22 protein-coding genes and 1 pseudogene are annotated in these 23,229 nt (G+C 37.4%); 13 read left to right on the forward strand and 10 right to left on the reverse strand.

Annotated features, from left to right (window positions below; genetic code table 11):
- Window positions 1-12: 12 nt before the first annotated feature.
- Window positions 13-444, reverse strand: coding sequence for a TetR/AcrR family transcriptional regulator (locus ACU5DF_RS03990; protein ID WP_446711871.1), 432 nt, complete (start codon window positions 442-444; stop codon window positions 13-15).
- A gap of 194 nt (window positions 445-638) precedes the next feature.
- On the opposite strand from ACU5DF_RS03990, the gene ACU5DF_RS03995 reads away from it, so the two are divergent.
- Window positions 639-1,871, forward strand: coding sequence for a sensor domain-containing diguanylate cyclase (locus ACU5DF_RS03995; RefSeq protein WP_446711872.1), 1,233 nt, complete (start codon window positions 639-641; stop codon window positions 1,869-1,871).
- Window positions 1,872-1,898: 27 nt separating this feature from the next.
- On the opposite strand, the gene ACU5DF_RS04000 is transcribed toward ACU5DF_RS03995, so the two are convergent.
- Window positions 1,899-2,135, reverse strand: coding sequence for a DUF3389 domain-containing protein (locus ACU5DF_RS04000; RefSeq protein ID WP_446711873.1), 237 nt, complete (start codon window positions 2,133-2,135; stop codon window positions 1,899-1,901).
- Window positions 2,136-2,434: 299 nt separating this feature from the next.
- Here ACU5DF_RS04000 and ACU5DF_RS04005 point away from each other — a divergent pair, with 299 nt between their 5' ends.
- Entirely contained in the window at window positions 2,435-3,562 is a 1,128-nt protein-coding gene (locus ACU5DF_RS04005; protein WP_446711874.1) for an acyl-CoA desaturase, read from the forward strand.
- A gap of 73 nt (window positions 3,563-3,635) precedes the next feature.
- Here ACU5DF_RS04005 and ACU5DF_RS04010 read toward each other — a convergent pair whose 3' ends face one another.
- Entirely contained in the window at window positions 3,636-4,598 is a 963-nt protein-coding gene (locus ACU5DF_RS04010) for a S1 family peptidase (protein ID WP_446711875.1), read from the reverse strand.
- A 198-nt stretch (window positions 4,599-4,796) separates the two neighbouring features.
- Here ACU5DF_RS04010 and ACU5DF_RS04015 point away from each other — a divergent pair, with 198 nt between their 5' ends.
- The gene (locus ACU5DF_RS04015) at window positions 4,797-5,813 is read left to right on the forward strand and encodes an acyltransferase (RefSeq protein WP_446712472.1); all 1,017 of its coding nucleotides are present in this window, start codon (window positions 4,797-4,799) and stop codon (window positions 5,811-5,813) included.
- Window positions 5,814-5,816: 3 nt separating this feature from the next.
- Here ACU5DF_RS04015 and ACU5DF_RS04020 read toward each other — a convergent pair whose 3' ends face one another.
- Window positions 5,817-6,722 carry a LysR family transcriptional regulator gene (locus ACU5DF_RS04020; RefSeq protein ID WP_446711876.1) on the reverse strand — a complete coding sequence of 302 codons (906 nt, stop codon included), beginning with the start codon at window positions 6,720-6,722 and terminating at the stop codon, window positions 5,817-5,819.
- 194 nt (window positions 6,723-6,916) lie between these two features.
- Here ACU5DF_RS04020 and ACU5DF_RS04025 point away from each other — a divergent pair, with 194 nt between their 5' ends.
- Window positions 6,917-8,968, forward strand: a complete 2,052-nt coding sequence (locus tag ACU5DF_RS04025; protein ID WP_446711877.1) for an alkyl/aryl-sulfatase — start codon at window positions 6,917-6,919, stop codon at window positions 8,966-8,968.
- 272 nt (window positions 8,969-9,240) lie between these two features.
- Window positions 9,241-10,041: a M48 family metallopeptidase gene (locus ACU5DF_RS04030; protein ID WP_446711878.1), complete on the forward strand. Its 801-nt coding sequence runs from the start codon at window positions 9,241-9,243 to the stop codon at window positions 10,039-10,041.
- A gap of 64 nt (window positions 10,042-10,105) precedes the next feature.
- Here ACU5DF_RS04030 and ACU5DF_RS04035 read toward each other — a convergent pair whose 3' ends face one another.
- The gene (locus ACU5DF_RS04035; RefSeq protein ID WP_446711879.1) at window positions 10,106-11,281 is read right to left on the reverse strand and encodes a DUF5666 domain-containing protein; all 1,176 of its coding nucleotides are present in this window, start codon (window positions 11,279-11,281) and stop codon (window positions 10,106-10,108) included.
- Between the two features lie 83 nt (window positions 11,282-11,364).
- On the opposite strand from ACU5DF_RS04035, the gene ACU5DF_RS04040 reads away from it, so the two are divergent.
- The 6 genes from ACU5DF_RS04040 to ACU5DF_RS04065 all read left to right on the forward strand — a co-directional run bounded on the left by ACU5DF_RS04040 (window position 11,365) and on the right by ACU5DF_RS04065 (window position 17,643).
- Window positions 11,365-12,030 carry a response regulator transcription factor gene (locus ACU5DF_RS04040; protein WP_446711880.1) on the forward strand — a complete coding sequence of 222 codons (666 nt, stop codon included), beginning with the start codon at window positions 11,365-11,367 and terminating at the stop codon, window positions 12,028-12,030.
- The gene (locus tag ACU5DF_RS04045) at window positions 12,005-13,261 is read left to right on the forward strand and encodes a sensor histidine kinase (protein WP_446711881.1); all 1,257 of its coding nucleotides are present in this window, start codon (window positions 12,005-12,007) and stop codon (window positions 13,259-13,261) included. Before ACU5DF_RS04040 ends, ACU5DF_RS04045 begins: the two co-directional genes overlap by 26 nt.
- Before the next feature lie 73 nt (window positions 13,262-13,334).
- Window positions 13,335-14,498, forward strand: a complete 1,164-nt coding sequence (locus tag ACU5DF_RS04050; RefSeq protein ID WP_446711882.1) for a YcbX family protein — start codon at window positions 13,335-13,337, stop codon at window positions 14,496-14,498.
- 104 nt (window positions 14,499-14,602) lie between these two features.
- Window positions 14,603-15,019: an RNA-binding S4 domain-containing protein gene (locus ACU5DF_RS04055; RefSeq protein WP_446711883.1), complete on the forward strand. Its 417-nt coding sequence runs from the start codon at window positions 14,603-14,605 to the stop codon at window positions 15,017-15,019.
- An 84-nt stretch (window positions 15,020-15,103) separates the two neighbouring features.
- On the forward strand, window positions 15,104-15,727 hold the full coding sequence (locus ACU5DF_RS04060) for an NAD(P)H-dependent oxidoreductase (RefSeq protein WP_446711884.1): 624 nt from the start codon (window positions 15,104-15,106) through the stop codon (window positions 15,725-15,727).
- Window positions 15,727-17,643 carry a monovalent cation:proton antiporter-2 (CPA2) family protein gene (locus ACU5DF_RS04065; RefSeq protein ID WP_446711885.1) on the forward strand — a complete coding sequence of 639 codons (1,917 nt, stop codon included), beginning with the start codon at window positions 15,727-15,729 and terminating at the stop codon, window positions 17,641-17,643. Before ACU5DF_RS04060 ends, ACU5DF_RS04065 begins: the two co-directional genes overlap by 1 nt.
- A gap of 87 nt (window positions 17,644-17,730) precedes the next feature.
- Here the strand turns inward: ACU5DF_RS04065 and ACU5DF_RS04070 are convergent.
- A pseudogene (locus ACU5DF_RS04070) lies at window positions 17,731-19,162 on the reverse strand (DUF3612 domain-containing protein).
- A 246-nt stretch (window positions 19,163-19,408) separates the two neighbouring features.
- Here ACU5DF_RS04070 and ACU5DF_RS04075 point away from each other — a divergent pair.
- Complete coding sequence (locus tag ACU5DF_RS04075) at window positions 19,409-19,972, forward strand: aldolase/citrate lyase/malate synthase family protein (protein ID WP_446711886.1); 564 nt, start codon at window positions 19,409-19,411, stop codon at window positions 19,970-19,972.
- A gap of 84 nt (window positions 19,973-20,056) precedes the next feature.
- Here ACU5DF_RS04075 and ACU5DF_RS04080 read toward each other — a convergent pair whose 3' ends face one another.
- The 3 genes from ACU5DF_RS04080 to ACU5DF_RS04090 all read right to left on the reverse strand — a co-directional run bounded on the left by ACU5DF_RS04080 (window position 20,057) and on the right by ACU5DF_RS04090 (window position 21,956).
- Window positions 20,057-20,329 (reverse strand): GGDEF domain-containing protein, encoded by a 273-nt coding sequence (locus tag ACU5DF_RS04080; RefSeq protein ID WP_446711887.1) that lies wholly within the window; start codon window positions 20,327-20,329, stop codon window positions 20,057-20,059.
- Window positions 20,301-21,428 (reverse strand): diguanylate cyclase, encoded by a 1,128-nt coding sequence (locus tag ACU5DF_RS04085; protein WP_446711888.1) that lies wholly within the window; start codon window positions 21,426-21,428, stop codon window positions 20,301-20,303. The genes ACU5DF_RS04080 and ACU5DF_RS04085 overlap by 29 nt, the downstream gene beginning before the upstream one ends.
- A gap of 162 nt (window positions 21,429-21,590) precedes the next feature.
- On the reverse strand, window positions 21,591-21,956 hold the full coding sequence (locus ACU5DF_RS04090) for an MmcQ/YjbR family DNA-binding protein (protein ID WP_446711889.1): 366 nt from the start codon (window positions 21,954-21,956) through the stop codon (window positions 21,591-21,593).
- Between the two features lie 71 nt (window positions 21,957-22,027).
- Between ACU5DF_RS04090 and ACU5DF_RS04095 the strand changes: the two genes are divergently transcribed.
- Window positions 22,028-22,219: a hypothetical protein gene (locus ACU5DF_RS04095; RefSeq protein ID WP_052662876.1), complete on the forward strand. Its 192-nt coding sequence runs from the start codon at window positions 22,028-22,030 to the stop codon at window positions 22,217-22,219.
- Between the two features lie 9 nt (window positions 22,220-22,228).
- Here the strand turns inward: ACU5DF_RS04095 and ACU5DF_RS04100 are convergent, their stop codons facing one another.
- Window positions 22,229-23,020, reverse strand: a complete 792-nt coding sequence (locus tag ACU5DF_RS04100) for an AraC family transcriptional regulator (RefSeq protein WP_446712473.1) — start codon at window positions 23,018-23,020, stop codon at window positions 22,229-22,231.
- Window positions 23,021-23,229 lie beyond the last annotated feature (209 nt).

A 23,229-nucleotide genomic window follows, 5' to 3' on the forward strand; every position in this document is an offset into this window, starting at 1 on the left:
TATACTGCTCGCCTACGATGAGTGAATAACTGAATAGCCGATACACATATAAACACACTTTTGAATTTCTTCCTCATTACCCTTAATGATATCAAACAATCCTTTAATACCATCCAATTTTGGAATGATTGGTCCTGCAGTTAATACTGCTGATCTAAATTTATCATTACTCTCAAAAGCATGTATCCAAGACTCATAGAACTCTTCAGGTGAACCAAACCTCAGAGGCTCTTTAATTATACTCTCATAAATAGGAGCTAATTCTGCAGCAATATCCGATTTTCTGTCAAAATGAGCATTAATACCTGATTTAGAGATACCCGCCGTTTTTGCTATATATGTAAATGTAGCTGTATCAAAGCCATTCTTAATAGTGATATCAAAAGCAGTATCTATAATTTTCTGCTTAGTCATCATCGCTTTATTCGTTGTCCCCTTTGTCACTCTTACCTCTCACCATAAACTGGCTATCATATATAATGCATTAATCATAACAAGCATAAAATCGTACAGAAAGATCTTACCGAAAATGGAAGGAAAAATAATGCGATTCACTGTTTATTTCTATCATGTGGGTTTATTTATCTTTAACGAAAGTATAACATGGAGCTATACATATATATGAGCTAGGATACGTAATGAAAGCCATCCATATCGACTCCACCTATGGTGTGGTAATCCATCGTAATTTTCTCCCTCTTTATGTAGATGAAAAATATGCTCAAATGTTTGGCTTCAAATCTACTGATGAAGTAATGAATCTTAGTTCTCTATTTGAAATCATTGATCCTAAATTTCATAATACTGCTCAGCAAGCTTACCATGATGTTATTTCAGGTAAAGAACAGCCTAAAGTACGCTCTTATGTAAATCAAAATAAACAAGGCCAAATATTCTCAGTCTTAACGGTTGATCATGTCATTGATTGGGAAGGTGAACTAGCTCTTCAAATTACCGTGATCGATATGTCAATGATAGACCAAACCAATCAGCGTATCTTAGAGCAAGAACAAAAATACAAAGATCTTATCTGGAATTCACTTCAAGGGATCATAGTACACCGTAATTTTGTTCCATTAATGGTAAACCCTTCATATGTTCGCGCAATTGGAGCTAAATCCGTTGCTCAAGTAATGAGCATGCCATCCTTAGAGTGTCTTATTCCTGAATCAAATCGAAATAATGCGAAAGCAATCTATCAAGAGTTAATCTCAGAAGAAAACAAAACAATAAATAATATTGTAGAAAATATTCGACTCGATGGTAAACATCGTTATTTTCAGATCTATGAAAGCGCAATAATCTGGGATGATAAACCTGCCGTTCAAAGCTCAGTAATTGATGTCACTGAAAAATATCAACTAGAACAACAAATAAAATACCAAGCCTCTCATGATGATTTAACCGGGTTACTAAACCGTCGTGCAATAACCGAAAAATTAAATCAACAAACAAGTAAGAATACTTGTCCTTCTCAAACTTGTCTCCTAATCGATATTGATAATTTTAAGTGTATTAATGATCAATTTGGTCATTCTGCTGGGGATGAAGTCATTAAACGCTTCGCGCTGCAATGTAAATCTATCATCGATAATCAAGGCTTTGTTGGACGGTGGGGAGGTGAAGAATTTATTATTTTCCTTCCAGATAAAAACCTTGAACAAACAAATGAGATTGCCGAACAGATTTTACATACTTGTAAACAAGAACCGTATAAGTTTTCAAATAAAGAGCATACAGTCACTGTCAGTATTGGTATCAGTCTATGCCAAGCAAAACAGTGCAATTTAGAAGTATTAATTCAAACTGCAGACAGCAATATGTATCAGGCAAAACAACAAGGTAAAGATCAAATTGTTCTGCCTAATTAGGAGCATTGGTAGATATATAGGTTACGATTAGTAAAACTCAATCGCAACCCCTATCTCTTTTGAAAGTAACTCCAATTGCTCTGCATTATCAAGTTTAATCGACCATTTAAGCCCACTACCTACAGCACTGAGCACATTTGCGCCCCCAATAAGAGTTAACCCATCTACCTCTGCTTGCAACATTGTTTTAGATGTATTCTTAAGCCGTACGACTAATTCATATTGATTAGTTATAATGTCGCCTTCTGAAAAACTAAGTTTCATCGTTGTTCTACTTTTATCTCAATTGTATATGCCTGACATTATATCAAATCTATTTTAACTTCTTCAAATAACTCTTCTCATCTTTAATAGCAACACTATTATGCTATACCCTAGCCCCCTATAATTATCAGTTCATTATTACCCATAAAGCCGCAGCAGTTGTAATTACACTACTATAATCTATAAGATCCTTCTCATTTCATCACATTTGTTACAAATTTACTTTCACCTTTTCTTGACTAAAATATCGACACAACTTATTCTAGCGCACAACTGTACGCCTAAATGGAATGTTTATTATGCATCAAGGATCAAAACCACCAATCATTTGGTTAAATGTATTTATATTTACCTCAAGCCTATTACTTGCTTTAGTCGCGACTCCTCTTTATGCCTATTACCATGGTTTAGGAGCTGAGCATTGGATATGGCTGCTTCTTGCTTTCAGTTTTTGTAATCTATCTATTACAGCTGGTTACCATCGTCTCTGGTCGCACAAGGCTTATAACGCCCATCCTGCTTTACGCTTTATTTTTGCTTTAGGTGGCGCTTTCGCTTTACAAAATAGTGCATTACATTGGTCTTCCGATCATCGAGTACACCATCGCCATGTCGATAATAATGATAAAGACCCATACTCTGCAAAGCGTGGCTTTTGGTATTCTCATATTGGTTGGATGTTACGTCACTACCAATCCTCTGCCTGTAATGAATATAGCAATTGCCGCGACCTTCAAAAAGACAATGTAGTTATGTGGCAACATAATCACTATGTACCACTTGCTCTTCTTATGAATATTGGTATTCCAGTGCTTCTTGGCGTTATCTACGGGGACATTATCGGAATGTTACTTATGGTCGGTGCCGTACGTTTAGTATTAAGTCACCATACGACTTTCTTTATCAACTCACTTGCTCATATTTGGGGTTCTCAGCCTTATACTGAAAAAAACACCGCTCGTGATAATGGCATTTTGGCTGTATTTACCTTTGGTGAGGGGTACCATAATTACCACCACATTTTTGAAAATGATTACCGTAATGGTATTTACTGGTGGCAATATGATCCTACAAAGTGGTTTATTAAAAGCTGCTCATGGTTTGGTTTAACAACTAAATTACGAGTTAGCCCTCAAGCTAAAATAGAGAAAGCTAAAGCGCTTATGCTGCGAAAAAAAGCGGAAGATAAAATTGCTACATTACACAATTATCACATCGTAAAAGAACATTTAGAAGCTGAGTATGATGCGCTAATTGAACGCATGTCAGAGTATTACGATTCAAAAAAACAGCTCCTTGATAATAAGAAAAATTCGTTATCGAAGAAATATGAATTGGCTGTTTTACGTGTTCAACATAAACAGATAAAACTGCAATTTGAGCAACAAAAGAAAGCTTGGAATAGCTTAGTCTTAAGCTATACCTAAAGCTATTTAGTACTTAAGAAAGAAAAAGGGCATAACATTACGTTATGCCCTTTTTTACATTAACTCACATAAATTAATGATACTTACGGTAAAATCCAAATATTGAAAGAACAAAAATCATACCTAGAGGAATTGAACCTCCAGAGCTTTCACTATAGCTATCTTCTGTAACGGTAATGACCGAAGACAACTCTCCTTTTTGTGCTTTTCTAATCCAATCTTTATACTGGCTTACGTCTGTAAAGACCGATTGGCTATTTAATCTGCCATCCCCACAAATCAATGGACCAAAACTCACGATTCCAATTTGGGAACCATTCCAGATTAGCGGACCACCAGAGTCCCCCTGACAAGTTGCTGTCACTAAATTACTATTATCAAACGAGCGTCCCGTTGCACATACTTGCTTATTCGATGTCGTATAATTAGCCCAAAAATTACAATCTGTTGGGTTAACATAAGTAACTTGAGTTTCTCTAAACTCAACACTTTTATTCTTACCATTGTTATCATTGCTGGTACTAAAACGACCATAACCAACAGCTGTAAATTCCGTCATTGGCATTCTATAGTCTTGATCTGACGTATCTCCTAATTTAACTGCGTGTTTATAAGTATAATTAGGTAGTGATTCTGACAATTCTAAGACAGCTACATCATTAATTAGGGTAGAGTTATTATAGTTATCTGGATAATAAATCTTTTTTACAGCTACTTTTTGAGCTGCGGCCATACCCTGTCCATCATTAACTTCGATCGCCACTTTCATATTGGCAACTTGAGAAGGTAAAGTATCATATACACAATGCGCTGCGGTTAAAATATGTCGCTCATCAAGAACAGATCCACCACAAAATGGATAAACAACACCAGGTAGAGTTTTATATTCAAACATTAATGAGGCCATATAAGGGTAATTAGCAACATTTGCACTAACCCCACCAACAATATATGGCGTGACAGAAATCTCTTCTGCTGCTTGACTAGCAACAGAAACCACAGAGCATGATAAAATTAACCCTACTATCGCTTTCATACTTAATCCTTTATATGTTAATAATACATATAAATAATACATGATTTTTCGACTTTAATTTTAGTTGATTTATGATATCTGGCTATTTTTTATAAAAAACAACTTATATATCAAATGCGACCGCTTTTATATATAACAAATAACTATAAATTGGTTGTTGGTTATCACTTATTACGCAAATCTTGGAGCACTGTGCATATTATGGGAAGAATTTTCTTTTTTGATTTACTGAGATGCATTGCAGCTATTGCAGTCGTCGCGATTCACGTATTAGCTCCCTACCGACATGAGTTGAATTCAATTCCTTTTGACCAGTGGGCAACTGCGGTATCGGTAAACAGTTTAAGCCGCTGGGCTGTTCCGGTGTTTATTATGATCACCGGGGCATTAATGCTCAGTGACAAAAGAGAGTTTGATGCGCCTTATTATGTAAAGAAACGACTCGGGAAAGTACTTGTTCCTTTTCTTTTCTGGTCGGTATTTTATGCATTATTTTCAGGATTAACCGCGCAGGGTTATGATTTTGAATCAGCAAAAATGGTACTTATCGACCTACCTTTTGAATACACCTATTACCATTTAGGGTTCTTTTATTACTTTCTTCCCTTATATATTGTGATCCCTTTCTTTAGAGTCATGGTTCAAAAGATGGATAACACCGCTCTCTTCTCTGTTATTGGAGTATGGCTACTCACTACCTGTTTCTTTCTTGTCAAATTTGAAGGATTCTGGAGTACTGAGATCTGGCTGTATAGTGGTTACTTACTATTAGGTTATGCACTATACCAACGAGTTTCATTAACTAAAACAAACACCATCATCGCACTGTTTATTGGTATCACTGCATTAGCAACAACTGTTTATATGGTGATAACCCAAAGTGTATTACTGGGAGAATATACCGTAGGCAGATGGTTATCTTACAAAACTATTAATACTGTTGCTGCAGCTGGAATGCTGTTTTTTGTTTGTCGTTATTATGGAGAATCACTGTCTGATAAATCCCGAACCATTGTTGGATTTATCAGTACCTACAGCTTAGGAATTTACTTACTCCATCCTCTATTCTTGTGGCCAATGAAAAATTATGCATGGTACGAAGGACAAAACCCTATGTGGGTTATCCCTGTTTGGGTAGTCCTTAGTGGTGCTGGCGCACTTGGCTTAAGTTGGTTACTTTCTAAATCTAAAAAAACAGCATGGCTTGTGCCTTAGCCCTTAATTCTTTTCGGCTGCGATAATTAATTGTCGCAGCCATTGGTTTGCTTTATTGTTTTCAAACTTAGTTGGCCAAAGCATGTGTATTTTGGTTGATCGTACAGGAAAAGGAACATCCAATAATTGTAAACCAAAACTCTCTTTATATTGAGAGATCAAACGTATCGAATTAATACCAATAAAATCCGATTGTGCAACACACGCCATCATTCCCATCATAGAGGTATGCTCACTGCCCATTTTACGATTTGGCAGCACCTCTTCAGCTAAGTAATCTGTTATGGTTTGTTTAAAACGACGGATATTTAAAAAGGCATGCTGCTCTTCAAAAAACATATCTCTAGTAATACTTCCCATTATTCTTGGATGATCACATCGCGCAATACAACAGATTTTATCTTCTGACACCACCAGACTTCTCAATGATGATTGTCTTGGTTTCATTACATCTAATACTAAATCCACTTTCTCTAGCATCAGAGCATCAAGGATCTCTTCTTCATTACTTGGTAACTCTTTTAATGTAACCGTTATACTGCTTCCTTTAAGCAATGCTTTTAATCGGATCTGTAGCTTTGGTAAAACGGACTCTAATGCATAAATTGAAAATGAGCGCTTTGATATATTAGGATCAAAACCCTCCCCTTCATCGACGACGCAAGCTAATGCCATAACAGAAGGCTCTACTTGCTTAAACAGATTCTCTCCATAATTTGTCATCTCAATGCCACGACCAGAACGAACAAACAGCTCACTACCTAAAGACGCTTTTAAGCGACGAATGGCATTACTCACAGATGATTGAGTTAAATCGAGTTCTTCAGCAGCTTTGGTGAATGAACCTGTTTGGCATACTGAAACAAAAACCCTTAATAAGTTCATATCAAAATCTTTTTGCTTTGGCATTATTCATTCCTCTCTGTTTGCTACTCATTAAATCACCCAATACATTTATATTGTAAATAATAAGTATATCTTTTTCTCTATTTTTAAAATGAATAGAGATCACTAATATTGGTTTCAGCACTGAGGCAAAGCGTGAATTTAATGTCTCACACAATTTTACTATTCAAATCTAATTTACTTAAATAGGTGGATTTATGAAAAAGACTATTTTAGCCGTTGTTATCTCATCAATATCTTTAGGTGCAATCGCAGCTGAACACGACCATGAACACTTTAGTGAAATAGGTAAGCAAGGCGGTAAACCAGCCACCAAAACAACCATTAAAAACAATGAAGCCTTTGCTAAAACACTAAACTTTGCTGATACTCGTGCCTTTGAAAATAATAACAAAGGTCTGATAGCTTCCTTCGATAAAAAGACGGGGGATATTATCCGTAACAGCTTTGACTTTATCGACCCTTCTATAGCTAATGCAGATAATGCACCAGATTCAGTAAACCCATCATTGTGGCGTCAGGCAGTATTAAACCAAGCGGCAGAAGGACTTTATGAAGTCGTTCCAGGGAAAATATATCAAGTACGAGGTACTGACTTAGCTTCAATCTCTTTCATTCGTAGTGATAATGGTTGGATTGCCTATGACGTATTATTAACACGTGAATCAGCGAGCCAATCATTAAAATTCTTCCAAGAAAATGTGCCAGAAGGTGGTGATTTACCTGTTGTTGCCATGATCTATTCTCACTCACATGCCGATCACTTTGGTGGCTCTGCAGCCATTAAAGAAGCCTTTCCTGATGTGAAGGTATACGGTTCAAAATTCATTACCAAAGAAATTGTTGATGAAAACGTATTAGCCGGCAACGCCATGTCTCGTCGTACTGCTTACCAATACGGTGCGACACTAAATCGTCATGAGCACGGAATTGTTGATGCCGCGTTAGCTAAAGGCCTATCAAAAGGTGCTATTACTTATGTATTACCAGATTACGAACTGAACCATAAAGAAGAAATTGAAACACTGAACATTGATGGTTTAGAAATGCAATTTATGGATGCCTCTGGTACAGAAGCCGCGTCAGAAATGGTGACTTACATTCCAAGCATGAACGCATTATGGACGGGGGAATTAACATACCAAGGTATGCATAATCTATATACACTCCGTGGTGCCAAAGTTCGTGATGGTTTAAAGTGGTCTAAAAAAATCAATGAAATGCTAATAACTTGGGGTTCGAAAACAGACGTACTGTTTGCCTCTCACTCTGCGCCAGTTTGGGGAACAGAAGAAATCTCTGATTACCTAAAAATGCAACGTGATGCTTATGGCTTCACTCATAACCAAACACTTCGCTTGGCAAACGACGGTGTAGTTTTACAAGACATGGGCGATGAAATATATACCGTAATGCCAGAAAGTATCCAAAAAACGTGGCACACCAATGGCTACCACGGGACTTACTCTCACAATGCTCGTGCGGTTTATAATATGTACTTAGGGTATTTTGACATGAACCCTGCAAATTTAAACCCACTACCAGTAAAACCTGAATCAGCAAAATTTGTAGAATACATGGGCGGCAGTGAATTAATCCTAGAGAAAGCAGAGGCTGATTTTGAAAAAGGCGAATACCGTTTTATTGCAACAGCACTAAACAAAGTGATTCAAGTTGAGCCTAAAAACGTAGAGGCGCGTAAATTACTTGCTGATACTTATGAGCAACTAGGCTATCAATCAGAAGGGGCTGGTTGGAGAAACATTTACCTTACTGGTGCTCAAGAATTACGCGTAGGTACATTACCAGGTACACCAAAAACAGCCTCTCCAGATGTATTAGCTAACATGACAGTTGAAAATTTATTAGATTATCTAGCCGTGCAAGTGGATTCAATGAAAGCTCAGCATACACCATTTACATTAAACGTAGTATTACCAGATAACAAAGAGACTTATTTTGTAGAAATGTCTAACGGTAACTTAAACAATATTTTAGTTGATAAAGAGATGAAAGCTGATGCGACACTATTAATTAATCGAGCTGATGTATCACAAATTTTACTAGAGAAAACGACACTAAGTGAATTATTAGAGAGTGGAAAAGCAGGCATTAAAGGTGACAAGTCGGTACTACAAAAACTGACAGGCTCATTAACTCATGCAGACGAAAGCTTTGAGATTGTTCCTCGTCCAGAAAAAGGCGAAGAAGTTGACGCAGAGCTATATGAAACAGCTCATAAACACTAATCTTATGCCACACTAAGGCCTTATCATAAAAACCAACAGTCGATGCCTAACACATCGACTGTTTTTTATTACACTTTAATTTTGTGATAAAAACTCATTTATAACTATAACAAAAAAACATAAAGCCGATTAATACTCCAACAAGGCCACCACACACTAAAAACATAGCGATGCTACCGACACAGTTAAGAACTTCATTTTTCAAGCTATTGAAATTAACTCTCTACCTGCATACCATACCCACTATTACTTATTCGCTATATGGATATACAATGACATTATCGATGAAAAAAAGCACACCCGTAATCTTTGCATCTATCCTACTCAGTGCTTGTAGCTCTTCACCCACAGGACGTAATCAAGTAATCCTATTTTCAGATGCCGATATGTCTCAGCTCGGCGTTCAATCTTTTGAGCAATTAAAACAGCAAGAAAAAATAAGCACCAATACAAAAATCAATAATTACGTTCAATGCATTGCTGGTGCAATTACTCGCCAAGTTGGCACAACTAGCGCATTTAAAGAGTGGGAAGTCGTTGTTTTTGATAACGACCAAGTCAATGCCTTTGCTCTTCCCGGTGGAAAAATAGGTGTCTATACAGGCCTATTAAAAGTGGCTGAGAATAGCGACCAATTAGCCACGGTGATTGGCCACGAGGTCGCTCACGTACTTGCTCACCATGGCAATGAACGTATGTCTCGAAGCCAAATTGTGAATAGTGGCTTACAAATATCAAGTGTTGCCTTAAAAGGCTCTGAATATTCTCAATATCATGATTTAACCATGGGCGCTTTAGGGCTAGGGGTTCAATACGGCGTAATGCTGCCTTACGGCCGAGAACAAGAGTCAGAAGCTGATATTATGGGCATAGATTTAATGGCAAAAGCTGGGTTTAATCCTAATCAAAGTATTGATCTTTGGAAAAACATGGCAAAAGCTTCAGGAGGAAATCAACCACCTGAATTGCTATCGACTCATCCATCACACAGTACTCGAATTCATGACCTTTCTGCTGAAATAAAGCGATTACCTAACTACACAACTCCACAACCAAATTGCGGCTCTATATAGTTCCAAGTAGATAGTTAAGAAAAAACCACTGACGATTAATCAGTGGTTTTAAAACAACAACGAATTAATCGTTATCACTCTCTTGCTCAATTTCAATCGCCATATATTGGCCATTAACCAAATACGTTTCAACCTCTACAAGCATGCCTACATACAAGTTATTCAGGGTCAGGTGGTCATCAAACTCTGTTCTTTGAGTAATAAATATCGTTTTGTTACCCTGTAGTGTTTTAATAACAAAAGAATCTGATTCACTTACGTCAAAGTCAGTTGATACTATCATCCCAGTGAGTTCAAGTCCGTCAGAACCGATCCAATCGTCATCAAGCCCTTCAAATTCAATTTCAATTACTTGATTTTTCCCATTAACTTGTTTTGCCGTCACTTCAACTTGTTTTCCAATAGCTAATAACTCTTTGCTACCATTATCTTCATATATCGTATTATTAGTAACAACGAAGCGACCTTTATAGTTGAGTTCAAATGACGATTTATCATTCTCAACCCAAGTGATAACACCTTCGATATCCGTATTTTGGTCTAAATCATTATACTCTTCGACTTCAATACTTTGGGCGTTGAATACCGACCCATCCATTGTCCCCATAACTTCTACCCATTGGCCATTGCTTAATCGAGCATTGTCTTCAATCTGAGCATTCTCGTAATTTACGATTAAATTTGAGCCTAGGATAAACTGATGAGCTTCAAGGTGATTTAACATACCTTCCATCTCAACATAACCATGATCACCAGACTCAAATTTCACAATAGATAAAACATGATACCCCGCATTGGCTGTCGGTAATGAAGATATCATTACCCAATCACCATTATCGATTCCAGTTAACAGTGCTTTATCAGCAGAAAGAGCTACGCCATTAATTTTGAAATCACCAGAGACATGATTAATATTGGTAATAACACCAACCATAGTTGGTTCTAAAGTTAGCTCTGCACTTACACTTGATACACGATCATCACTTTGAGTGGTTAATCTCACCATCATATTTGGTTGAATATCACTTAATTGCAGTTCTTGAGCGTCTGAAAAAGTAATTTTTGTTATATTGTATGCATTGCCATTCAAAGTCACTTCATTATTTGGGACATCAACATGCTCTATCACACCTTCAACAACACTTGATTTCATATGAGAAGGTTGACTATTTGAACCATCCTCACTACCACAACCCGATAACATTGCAGATCCTAATAACAAAATAGCGATTTTTTTCATTTTTTAACCTAATAATTATCATTAATTACACTCTATAGCGCTACTATAGTGAGAAGTGTGTGAAGGATTCGTGAAGGGATAAAATGAAAGTCTTAATTGTTGAAGATAACCATCATGTAGCAGAGACCATTGCTGACTATTTAGAATTAGTAGGCATAGACATTGATTGCGCTTATCACGGTGTTGCGGCGATTGAAATTCTAAAAAAAGAAAGCTTTGATGTGATAATAATGGACATCATGATGCCAAAATTAGATGGTATAAGTACCGTGGAGACATTACGTAACGATCACGCTTGTAGTACTCCAATTCTCTTTTTAACCGCCAAAGATACCCTTGAAGACAAAGTTCATGCCTTTGAAGCAGGCGGAGATGACTACCTTGTAAAACCGTTTGCAATGGAAGAGTTACACATGCGTTTGCTTGCTTTATCCAAACGAGGTCGACGCACCGATATTGGAAAACTGACTTTCGAAGACATGGAAATGGACATTAAAGCAGGCACTCTATACCGACAAGAAAAACTCATTAAATTAGCACCAATTCAACTAAAAATTATTGCATTATTAATGAAAAAAGCGCCTGATATTGTCAGTAAAACCGAGCTTGTTGAACATATTTGGGGAGATGAATCTCCATCAAGCGATGCATTAAGAAGTCATTTATATACAATTCGAAACGCCGTTGACAAAGGCTTTGACACACCAAGACTAGAGACCATTCATGGAAAAGGCTACCGACTTAAATAATCGCTCACATCAACCGAGCTTTTTTAAAAAAATCCGTTGGACATTTGCCGTCCTTACCTTTTTGATGTTCGGGCTATTTTGGGCGATTATTTATATCGCAGAAGATCAATTAGAAATCATTAGCCTACATCACTGGTTAGATACCGAAGCCAGTCAATACACCAGAAAATACGCTCAATTAGGCAAAGATACCCCACTGCCTAATGAAGAAGAGTTTTCTACGTATTGGAGTGAAAGGGAGCATCCTCTTTGGCTTAACAACTACAAAAAAACCGGGTTATACGAACAACTTCTAGGTACAGAAGATAAGCACTTTATTGTCATCGACCATCCTTCTGGTGAGGGTTTACTCTATATTCTCTTTCAAGATGATGCAGATGATTACTTAGATGAATATGAAGCCAACTTACACTCGATTACTGTCGGTCTTGGTATTCTTACCACTATTCTAATGATCTTATATGGAATTTATTTTGTCCGTAGTATTTCAATACCTCTACGTCATATTCAACACAAAGTTGATCTAATGTCGCCTGAGCATCCTGATTTCACTATTGATACTAAATACCAAGAAACCCAAGACATTGAACGATCATTACTAAAAAGTAAACATCATATTGCTCAATTTTTTACCCGAGAAAAAGAGTTTAGTCGCTTCGCTTCTCATGAATTACGTACACCAATTATGATCATTCAAGGCTCAGCTGATTTGCTCGCAAAAGTACCCGACCAACCTAGAATCGCACTCAAAGCGATTAATCGATTACATCAAGCGAGTGAAGAGATGACACTGCTTACTGAAACCTTTTTGTTATTGGGTAAGCAAGAAATTGAAACTCATCATTTCCATCATTATCAAATAGAAGAGATCTTAAAAACACAACTTGAACATCTACAGCCTCTATTCGCAAAACAAGAGATGGGCGCTCAACTGACGATTATTGAAGATGATCCTTGCCTTGCTCCGAGCAGTTTTATAACGGTTGTGATTAATAACCTAATAAAAAATGCGTTCAATTACAGTGCGGGGGATATTCAGATAAACCTAAATAAAAACCACCTATGCATTATTAATTGTCATGATGGTAACGACACTTATAACGCAGGTTATGGCTGTGGGTTGGTTATTGTGGAACGTATTTGTGAGCGAATGAACTGGGAATTTGAGATACAAAAAACCGAAAAAGATTTCATGACAACCGTTATGTTCAGCTCTTATGAACTCTCATAATGGTCAGGCACAGATAATAGACAGTAAAATAAAATAGATTTTGATACACTTTACATAAATAACACCACAAAGAATGGATGCCAGCGTGAGCCAAATTAATTCAGTTTCAAATTTATCGAACATCAACGTATTCCCTGTAAAATCAATCGCAGGTATTTCACTACCTAGCGCTCAAGTTGAAAAGCAAGGCTTACAATGTGACCGCCGATTCATGGTTGCGTCTTTAAATGGTAACATGATTACCGCACGTACTCATCCACAAATGGTAAAAATCAAAGCCATTATTGAACCAGATGGATTAGTTCTATGCTATCCAGGATTGATTGATCTGCATTTCACCTTTGATGAATTAGAAATGAAAGAGATCGATACTACGGTTTGGAGCGATACTTTTACAGCTTACTCTACTACAGAAGAAGCTAATCAGTGGTTCAGCTCTATTTTAGGTACTGAAGCACAATTGCTATTCTCTGGTCAGCAATCCAATCGTATGCGTGAAAAAATTCAAACCAATGTGAGTTTTGCCGATGGTTACCCATTATTAGTGATCAGTGAAGCCTCACTAGCGGAACTGAATAAGCGCAGTAGCAGCCACCATACTATGGCTCAGTTTCGAACTAATTTAGTGGTTTCAGGCAACGAAGCCTTCATTGAAGATTCTTGGAGACGTATTCGTATCGGAGAGGTAGAGTTTGAAGTGGTTAAGCCTTGCCAACGCTGTATCTTAACCACGGTAAACCCAAATACCGCTCAATACCATCCAAATAAAGAGCCGTTAAAAACCTTCTCAACATTCCGTGCTGATGATTCTGGTAACGTATATTTTGGTCAAAACCTCGTTGCTAAAAATGAAGGAACAATAAGAATAGGCGATAAGATCGAAGTCTTAGAAACCAAAGAAAAAGAGTATTATGCAGACTCAAATAAACACGCTGTTACTTCAGTTACAATTCAAGATAAGCAAACAGATACCGTATCAGAAGAAGTCACCATTAGCTTAAATGGGCATCTGTTTAAAGGTAATACACAAGACCCATTATTAAATCAAGCTGAAGCTGCTGGCCTTAGCATTAACAACAGCTGTCGTGCTGGCTTATGTGGCGCTTGCCGTGTGACGTTAGAATCTGGAGAAGTAGAACAAGAAGACTCTCCTGCACTAAATCAGAATTTAAAAGAAGCAGGAATGATCTTAGCCTGCTGCTCTATTCCTAAAAGTGATATTGAAGTAATTGACTAACATTATTATCATACCACGAGATAATAATGTGATAGAGAGAAGAGACTAGGCTGAACTCCTTCTCTCAGTTACAATGAGCACAATTCGTAATCAAAGAGATCCCCATGTCAGATCAAGAAGAATTTGAAGTAGAAGCGATTGGTGTTGAAGTTAATGTTCAACCTATCGAACTCTATAAAGTATTAAAAATTGCCAATGTTGTTAGCGGTGGCGGTGAAGCCAAACATGTGATTGGTGAAGGCTATGTGGGTGTAAATGGCGAATTAGAGCAACGTAAACGTCGTAAAATGTACGATGGTGATGTGATTGAATTCAATGAAGAATATTACGTAGTTATTTGTGACACGCCTATTGGTGAGTTACCTGAGATAAAAGAAAAGCCTCAACCTATTCCTGTTGAGCCTGAATACTCAGAGCCAAAACCTAAGAAAGAAAAAAAAGAGAAAAAGAAAAAGCAAAAACCAGAAATCCCAACAACGATTGATCCAGAGAGTGGACGTCGTTCAATTAACTTCTTCTAAAAAAAGGCTCAATATTTAACGATATTGAGCCTTTTTTATAAACATACACGACCTGCATTAGATTTAACAAAACAAAGAGGTTTTATGACAACACAAACAAAGAAAGTGTTGATACTTTTTGCACACCCTTCTCAACACCGCTCAGAGGTAAATACCTCATTAATAAAGGCCGCCAACAAAATCAACAATATAACGGTTGTTGATTTGTATCATGACTACCCAAAATTCAATATCGATATTGATAAAGAGCAGCAGCGTCTACTTGAACATGACGTAGTTATTTTCCAATTTCCACTTTACTGGTATTCAACCCCTGCGATTTTAAAAGAATGGCAAGATATGGTCCTCGAATATGGATTTGCTTATGGCACAGAAGGTAAAGCGCTGAAGGGAAAAATCTTTTTATCCGCAATTACTGCCGGAGGCAAAGAAGAAGCTTATCAAACCAATGGTTATAACCAATTTACCATTCGAGAACTGCTACACCCTCTTGAACAAATGGCGTCGTTAACCAGTATGGAATACATTGCCCCATTAGTTTTATTTGGTGCCCGTACCGCATTAGAAGATCAAAGAGTAGAAAGACATACTGACCGTTTTATGAACTTACTCACTGCATTAATTGAAGACCGTGTTGATATTGACGTCGCGAAAACACTGCCAAAATTAAACCACTCGTTTGATCTATTTATTAAGGAATCAAGCTAATGACAGGATATTTTCTACAAGCCTTTATTTACCTGTTTGCCGCAGTGATTGCTGTTCCTATCGCCAAACGTCTTGGACTTGGTTCTGTACTTGGTTACTTAATTGCAGGTGTAGTTATAGGCCCAATCATTGGTTTAGTTGGTGAGGAAACAACCACTATCCAACACTTTGCTGAATTTGGCGTTGTTATGATGCTGTTCCTAGTTGGTCTTGAGCTAGAACCCAAAATGCTATGGGGAATGCGTCACCGACTAATGGGCTTAGGCGGTTTGCAAGTTGGTGGAACGACTGCAATTGTTATGGCAATTGCCTTTTTCTTTGGTCAACCGTGGACCATTGCACTAAGCATAGGGTTAATCTTTGCACTCTCTTCAACCGCGATTGTTTTGCAAACCTTTAATGAAAAAGGGTTAGCAAAAACAGAAGGTGGACAGAATGCCTTCTCTGTCTTGCTATTTCAAGATATCGCCGTTATTCCAATGTTAGCTTTCATTCCATTATTAGCCTTACCTGAGTTAGTTGAAAAAGCACAACTGGCAGCCGCAAGTGCCGCTGAACACCATGAAGAAATCAGCCTAGTTGCAGGGCTTCCTGGTTGGGCCTATGGCATTGTAATTTTAGCCTCTATTGCTGTGGTAGCGGTTGGTGGTCATTATCTAAGTCGCCCACTTTTCCGCTTTGTTGCAAGCTCAGGTTTACGAGAGATCTTCACTGCGACCGCATTAATGCTCGTAATTGGTATTGCAGCATTGATGAGTTTAGTGGGGCTATCTCCAGCACTTGGAACCTTCTTAGCCGGAGTTGTATTAGCCAACTCCGAGTTTCGACATGAACTAGAATCCAATATTGACCCATTTAAGGGGTTGTTGCTTGGACTCTTTTTTATCACCGTTGGTGCGGGTATCGATTTTGGTATTCTGTTTGATGACTTTTTTACCATTATTGGGCTGACTCTTGGCGTAATGGCACTAAAGGCTGCGGTCTTATACGTTCTTGCCTTAATTTTTAAGATCAAAAACAGCAACCGTTGGTTATTTACATTAAGTCTAGCGCAAGCGGGCGAGTTTGGTTTTGTTCTACTAAGTTTCACGGTTCAAAGTCATGTACTTCCTCCTGAAATAGCACAGCCATTATCGTTAGTGGTTGCACTTTCTATGTTCCTAACTCCGGGGCTATTCATTCTGTTCGATAAAGTGATCTTACCTAGATTTGAGCAAAAATCGAATGATCGAGAAACAGACAGCATTGATGAAAAAGGGACTGTAATCATCGCTGGCGGAGGCCGTTTTGGACAAGTAGTCAACCGCTTCCTAGTTTCAAATCATGTTAAAACAGTAGTACTAGATCATCAGGCAGATCAAGTTGATACACTACGCCAAATCAATACCAAAAGTTACTTTGGTGATGCAACCCGTCCTGATCTTCTTCATACTGCGGGGATTGAACACGCCGCCATGTTAGTGGTCGCTATCGATAACCAAGAGAGCAGTGTTGAGTTGGTCAAATACGTTAAACACACTTACCCTAACGTAAAAATTCTTGCTCGTGCGTTTGATAGAGGCCATTCTTATATGCTTCGTTGTGCAGGTGCTGATTTTATCGAATCAGAAACTACGCGCTCAGCACTAGAAGTAGGTGCAGAAGCCATGCGTGGCTTAGGTCAACACCCCTTCCATGTTGAACAACAAAAAATAGCGTATAAAAAGGTTGAAAATCAAAGCTCTGACAAATTGTATCAAGCATGGTTAGATGATTCAGAAGGCGAGAGATTTGATAATAACTATCGTAAACTCTTCATTGAGCTTGAAGGCACCATTAAGCATGCCATGAGTAAAGATCGTTCTGATAAACACAACCAATCAGAACGTGCGTGGACACCACCACCAAAAGGTTATGCTGATGATCTTGATGAGTAATCACATTAGTAAATAATTAAAGTCTCTACACATAAAATGCCCTACTCATTACAGACTAGGGCATTTTTCTTTGCAATTAAACAATCCTTATTCTTTGCATTCAGAGTAACAACTTGGCTTTCTTGGGCACACAGCTCCACGAGAACAAATCACTCTCGCATCTGTTTCTAAACCACGTTCAATCCAATTGATATTTAATATCTTAGCGACACTGATTAGCTCTCTTTTTATTCCTTTTGCTATTGGACTCTCTCCGCCATTTTTGACACACGCTTTTTGCAAATCTCGCGCTAATGACACCGCATCTTTACCCTGTGCTTCAATGGCCGGATTTAAGTCAATTCCGGCACACAGCACACGATTATTACCCGCAGGGTCAGTCATGTTGACCGATTCACAGCAATAAATACGAGGCTCATTATTAACATTCAGGATAGATATTTGCGCCGAACTCCCCTCTCTTGGCTCTGATAATCGACGAAATACCGCCCAGTGATGGCAAGGATCATTCACTTGTTTCATGTTCCCCCAAGGCAGAGGAATACCATTACCTCGATACACCGCTTTAAGCTTACCCGGTGCATACGCATCAAAATAATGCCAATGTGGATAAGGAGAAACCACCGTCATTCGTCTCATCGCAACCGAAGGAGACACTCCTGCTAAACGATGGGTATCTATTTCATATCCATGTCTATCAAGTAATTGTCTAAACGGAACTCGTGGACACAATAACGCACCAGCAAAGAAACTGGATTCAAAATCACGCCATGCATTCAAAATATCTTGTGCATTGAGAGAACTGTCTGTGTGATGTATTTCATCATCAAATACACGATGACTACCAACAGACAAAGAACTCTTCAGTCCTTCTTTGTTATGTAAAACACAGTGCCCAATATAAACCGCTAAATCGTATTTTAATCGTGTTGGGTGATTCTTTAAGATCTCATTCAAATACACCGTACATGGGGGTTCAAAAAAAGAGGTCAACAGCTCCTTACCATTAACACCGAATTCATCCACCATTGATTTAGGCGTTTCTTTTACCCATTTGAATATCAAACCATGCTTAGCGGCAATATCCATCATCTGCTCAACGCTGAGTGGCAATTGTTTTAATCCAACCTCTTCAGCAGCACGTTCTAGATCAGGGAAAGTGATTTTGATTATTTTCTTGATGAGCACGAATAAGAAGATGAGCAAATTGACGGCCTGTCACCCCTGTTTGATTAAGCATTTCAGGAATAGCAATTTGAAGAATATCGTTAGAGAACAGAAAACTCGGCTCCAATGCCATCCCACTTATCCCGCCTTTTCGTCCTTTATCTGGCGTGATGGCCTGCGGTTCTGGTTCACTGTCTAAAAACCATGAGGATTCTTTTTGAAATACCGTAGCGATGACTTCTAACATATCAGCGCTGGGAACCCGCTTCCCTCTCTCAATCATTGAAAGATAAGACACAGAAGGAGAGTTTTCAGGGTCCACACGAATACAGCGAGTGGAGAGATCTTCCATCGTTAAGTGATTGCGTTTTCTCAGATTACGAATTTTTGTTCCAAGAAAATGACTTTGTCTAATGATACTTTTTGACTGACGCATCTTGTAAAATTCACACTGTTAAGTTTTTGTTGTGAAATTGTAATCAAAACTAAGCTAAGCTTCAATACAAGTAAGCAAACAACTCTGACCAGTGTGACTTACTTACCAATGTCGACAAGAAGTTGACATTAATTTAAGGACTATTTATTCGAGGGCAAGACTATGGCTATCACAAATATAAACAACACTAATAATGCACAACAAGAAACTCCGTTTATGGCTGAAGCTGTCTCTGCCGTGGAAAACATGGATGCAGGTCATACAGAAGAGAAACAGCACCAAATCAAAAATTTACTCGATCAACTGTTCCCTTTATCAAAAGGATCCCATCAAGAGGTAAGTAACTATCTATTGGATTATCATCATTTAGTTGTATTTTTTAAAGATGGCAGTTGCAGTGGTTTACGTAATCCAGGGAAGTTTGTGGCATTTACAGGTCACCGCTCATCTCCAGATACTATTCTTTTAAAAGACAACAGTGGCAGTCATGTTGAAATCATTTTTGGTCATCATGAACCGGGGAAAAATACATTAGTGACCATTGAAGATATTGAAATGGAAACCTGTACCACCTTTAGTCAAGATTTCAGTCTAGCGGCGATGAGGCATTGGATAAGCTTATTAAAACGTGATGATAAATCTCACCCTAAGGCACGTAAAGAAGATAAAGAATACACAGCCAAAAACGGAGACGATTACCAATTGGCTTGTTGTTTTAGTCTTTAATCTCTTTATTAATCAAGACTCATATTAATTCATAAACAAAAGCAAGGAGGCTACTTTAATGAAAGTGGCCTTCTTTTTACCAAACTACATTAATATTGAACCCATATGGCCTTGTTTATCAGAGTACATGCTACGATCAGCTTTATGTAATAATTCATCAACCGAGTTCATTTTTGAATCAAACCGACTATAACCAATGCTAGTTTTTACTGTGATCAGGTGATTCTCAAACGTAATTGGATCATCCCCGATACTGCTTCGGATCTTATCAATTACCTTGTGTATATCTTTAATCTCATGAATTCTTGGCAATAAAATTACATATTCATCACCCACCAATACGAGCAACAACATCATTACTTCTTAATACCTTACTCACACGATTTGCCACTTCTTTAAGAACAACATCTCCTGCTATATGACCATAAGTATCGTTAATATCTTTAAATTTATCTAAATCTAGATTCAATAATACGAATTTTTTTCCTTCTTTTTTTCCTTTAGAAAAATTAACATTCAATGTATACATGAAGTATCGTCGATTTGGCAGTTTTGTTAATTCATCTTCAAAACAGCGATTCATCGCCACTACATATAACCGAAACATTATAGTTATTGACAACAACATAACAGTAAAAAAAGTATAACCAACCAAGCGCATGACATACACTCGATACCATGAGTACACCTCTGTAATATTAATTTGTTTGATGGCTATTTGCCAACTTCCATAAGGCAAAGCAACATTTTCTATTATGATAGGGTTATTAAAAATACGTTTCTCACCAAGAAAAACATCACCATCAGAACCTTTACTGTCTTTCCCTCTCATAGCAACAGGGTAATCTGACGCCAATTTAAATATTCCCGTATTAGTAAATAATGTATCACTGTTGATCACTATACTAACGGAGCCCCAATATTCTTGATTAAGAGGCGGATCAGAAAATATAGGCATTCGAGCAATAAAAGCACGCCCACCTTGAACAAGATCGACTGGCCCTGCCACAAATATACTCTTCATTTGACGTGCTTTTTTAAGTGTTAACCACTGAACGGGTAAAGTTCTAAAGTCTAACCCCAATGCTTTTTCATTTCCTTTAAAAGGGTAGACATAGCTAATAACATCATTAGGAGCTATGGCTAAATGACGAATATGACGAGAATCTCGATACAGTTCTTCAGCAATTAAAGCCCATTGCTTTAGTGTTGCATTAGGGTTTACCGTTAACAATGTAGCTAAACTATTTGCATAATAGATATCAGAATGAATCGCGCTCTCTAAGTTAGAACGTACTGCGCCTAGCTCTGCTTTCGATTGAGTATTAAGTTGATTTTGTAGAAACTCTTTATGTCTAAGGTGCAAGTTTTCAACAATCAAAAATATAGCCAGAATACAAAATCCTAAAATGGCTATAATTGTCGATTTCTTTGTTAGGAATAACTTAACTCTCATATTAATTTTCCTGCCAATAGTAAGACCAGGTCATTAATTCTATAATCTGTTTATAATGTTGGTAAATCATCTAATAACAAGTTACACCTGATGATTAAGTTCTTTTTTAATCAATGTTAATACTGTTCTCAAGCAACTAAAACTATAAGAATAAACAAGTAACTAATGACATTCATAGGGCTTAATTTTCATCCTTTCTGATTTTGTTAGTTTAGATACAACTAATTCATATGAATGATCAATCCACTCTTTAACCATACCGATTGGTACTTCACCATCAATGGTTACCGTAATCCAATGCTTTTTATTCATATGATAACCTCGCTCAATACATTGAAATTCCTCACTCAAAAAAGTGACATTTTCAGGCTTTGCCTTAAGGGTTATTGCTAGTTTTTCATTTCGATAACCAATAAGGCCAAACATTTTATCAAGAACTTTAAAAACATGAGCTTCTGGGCCAAATGGATACGATGCTACACAATATGGCTTAGCAAGCAGATATCCGCCTAATTCTCTTTCTGTCATTTCCTTTCCTTCAATTACAAACCTTGATTTCAATGGTAATATTCACTTCTAAATCTATCGAGGAAGCCATTATGTTATCCGAATTAAAGCTTATTCCTATTGCACTATTATGTGCCTTTCTTTCAATTGTAGGTCATTTTATCCTTAGTAGCCTTTTTTCTGATGCAGATTGGCTTGAGTATGCTGCCGCATTAATCCCACTAAGTATGATCGTTATTGTTTATTTTGCTTTCCAGTTTGCAGAAAAGAATGATGAAAGATAGCTCGTTAAGCTAAATAGAGTGCTTCAGTTTATACTGTTCCGGAGTACAATCTGCATACCGCTTAAACATAGTAATAAAAGGGCTAGTTTGATTATAGCCTAAGCTAAAGGCTATCTCTTTAATTGACATTTTTTTACGCAATAGCTCCAAGGAATAAAGATATCGGATCCTTAAGCGCCATTCGGTAAAGCTCATTCCTAACTCATTTTGACAATGACGTGCCAACGTCCTTTCTGTCGTATGATTTCTAGCTGCCCACTCAGCTAAAGACGTTTCGTCGGCAGGATTTGCTTCTAACGCTTCTAATATTGGTTTTAATAATTTGTCTTTTGATGTTGGTAAAAAGCGTTCACTTTGTTTAGCTACCAATAATTGATCAAATAAAACCTTAATGAGTCTATCTTGTTGTTCATTCTCTGGTTGTTGAATATTCTGTTCTCGTAATTCAGCAATAAGAGCCTCTACCAAAGGGCTTACTTCTAACAAACACGTATGAGAAGGTAATTGTTGAGCTAATTCAGAAATAATATTCACAGAACAGTACGCTATTGGTTTACGGTTATAACTTTGGTGCTGCACACCAGCAGGTACCCAAATAGCGAAATGGGATGGTGCTAAAAATCTCTGACCTTCGGTTTCTAACTCTAAAATACCACCACTAATAATCTGTAATTGCCCCCATGAATGAAAATGAGAGCGTGTTTCTGTATTTGATCTAAAAGCATCAAATAGTAAAAAGATCTCAGAGGGTAAGTTCTCAAAAGTAACTGATGCTTGTATATGCCGTAGATGTATCATTATACCCTCAAAAATATTACAGGTTAGTAGCTAAAGTAAAACAAAAATAACTAACAATAATATATAAACACAGTTAGTTACTGCTAACAAGGTTATTAATAGAAAAAGAACAGAATGTAGTTAAAAAGTAAATTCATTCACAAGTTAAAATATAAGGGTAATTATTTCTTTCTATTACAATTTTAGTCGATTACTTTTAAGGTGAAATTATT

Source organism: Aliivibrio wodanis (assembly GCF_052920805.1).

Coding starts and splice junctions, on each gene's coding strand:
- ACU5DF_RS03995 (WP_446711872.1), top strand. CDS start 639: ATGAAAGCCATCCATATCGACTCCACCTATGGTGTGGTAATCCATCGT.
- ACU5DF_RS04000 (WP_446711873.1), bottom strand. CDS start 2,135: ATGAAACTTAGTTTTTCAGAAGGCGACATTATAACTAATCAATATGAA.
- ACU5DF_RS04005 (WP_446711874.1), top strand. CDS start 2,435: ATGCATCAAGGATCAAAACCACCAATCATTTGGTTAAATGTATTTATA.
- ACU5DF_RS04010 (WP_446711875.1), bottom strand. CDS start 4,598: ATGAAAGCGATAGTAGGGTTAATTTTATCATGCTCTGTGGTTTCTGTT.
- ACU5DF_RS04020 (WP_446711876.1), bottom strand. CDS start 6,722: ATGCCAAAGCAAAAAGATTTTGATATGAACTTATTAAGGGTTTTTGTT.
- ACU5DF_RS04025 (WP_446711877.1), top strand. CDS start 6,917: ATGAAAAAGACTATTTTAGCCGTTGTTATCTCATCAATATCTTTAGGT.
- ACU5DF_RS04030 (WP_446711878.1), top strand. CDS start 9,241: ATGACATTATCGATGAAAAAAAGCACACCCGTAATCTTTGCATCTATC.
- ACU5DF_RS04035 (WP_446711879.1), bottom strand. CDS start 11,281: ATGAAAAAAATCGCTATTTTGTTATTAGGATCTGCAATGTTATCGGGT.
- ACU5DF_RS04040 (WP_446711880.1), top strand. CDS start 11,365: ATGAAAGTCTTAATTGTTGAAGATAACCATCATGTAGCAGAGACCATT.
- ACU5DF_RS04045 (WP_446711881.1), top strand. CDS start 12,005: ATGGAAAAGGCTACCGACTTAAATAATCGCTCACATCAACCGAGCTTT.
- ACU5DF_RS04050 (WP_446711882.1), top strand. CDS start 13,335: ATGGATGCCAGCGTGAGCCAAATTAATTCAGTTTCAAATTTATCGAAC.
- ACU5DF_RS04055 (WP_446711883.1), top strand. CDS start 14,603: ATGTCAGATCAAGAAGAATTTGAAGTAGAAGCGATTGGTGTTGAAGTT.
- ACU5DF_RS04060 (WP_446711884.1), top strand. CDS start 15,104: ATGACAACACAAACAAAGAAAGTGTTGATACTTTTTGCACACCCTTCT.
- ACU5DF_RS04065 (WP_446711885.1), top strand. CDS start 15,727: ATGACAGGATATTTTCTACAAGCCTTTATTTACCTGTTTGCCGCAGTG.
- ACU5DF_RS04075 (WP_446711886.1), top strand. CDS start 19,409: ATGGCTATCACAAATATAAACAACACTAATAATGCACAACAAGAAACT.
- ACU5DF_RS04080 (WP_446711887.1), bottom strand. CDS start 20,329: ATGATGTTGTTGCTCGTATTGGTGGGTGATGAATATGTAATTTTATTG.
- ACU5DF_RS04085 (WP_446711888.1), bottom strand. CDS start 21,428: ATGAGAGTTAAGTTATTCCTAACAAAGAAATCGACAATTATAGCCATT.
- ACU5DF_RS04090 (WP_446711889.1), bottom strand. CDS start 21,956: ATGACAGAAAGAGAATTAGGCGGATATCTGCTTGCTAAGCCATATTGT.
- ACU5DF_RS04095 (WP_052662876.1), top strand. CDS start 22,028: ATGTTATCCGAATTAAAGCTTATTCCTATTGCACTATTATGTGCCTTT.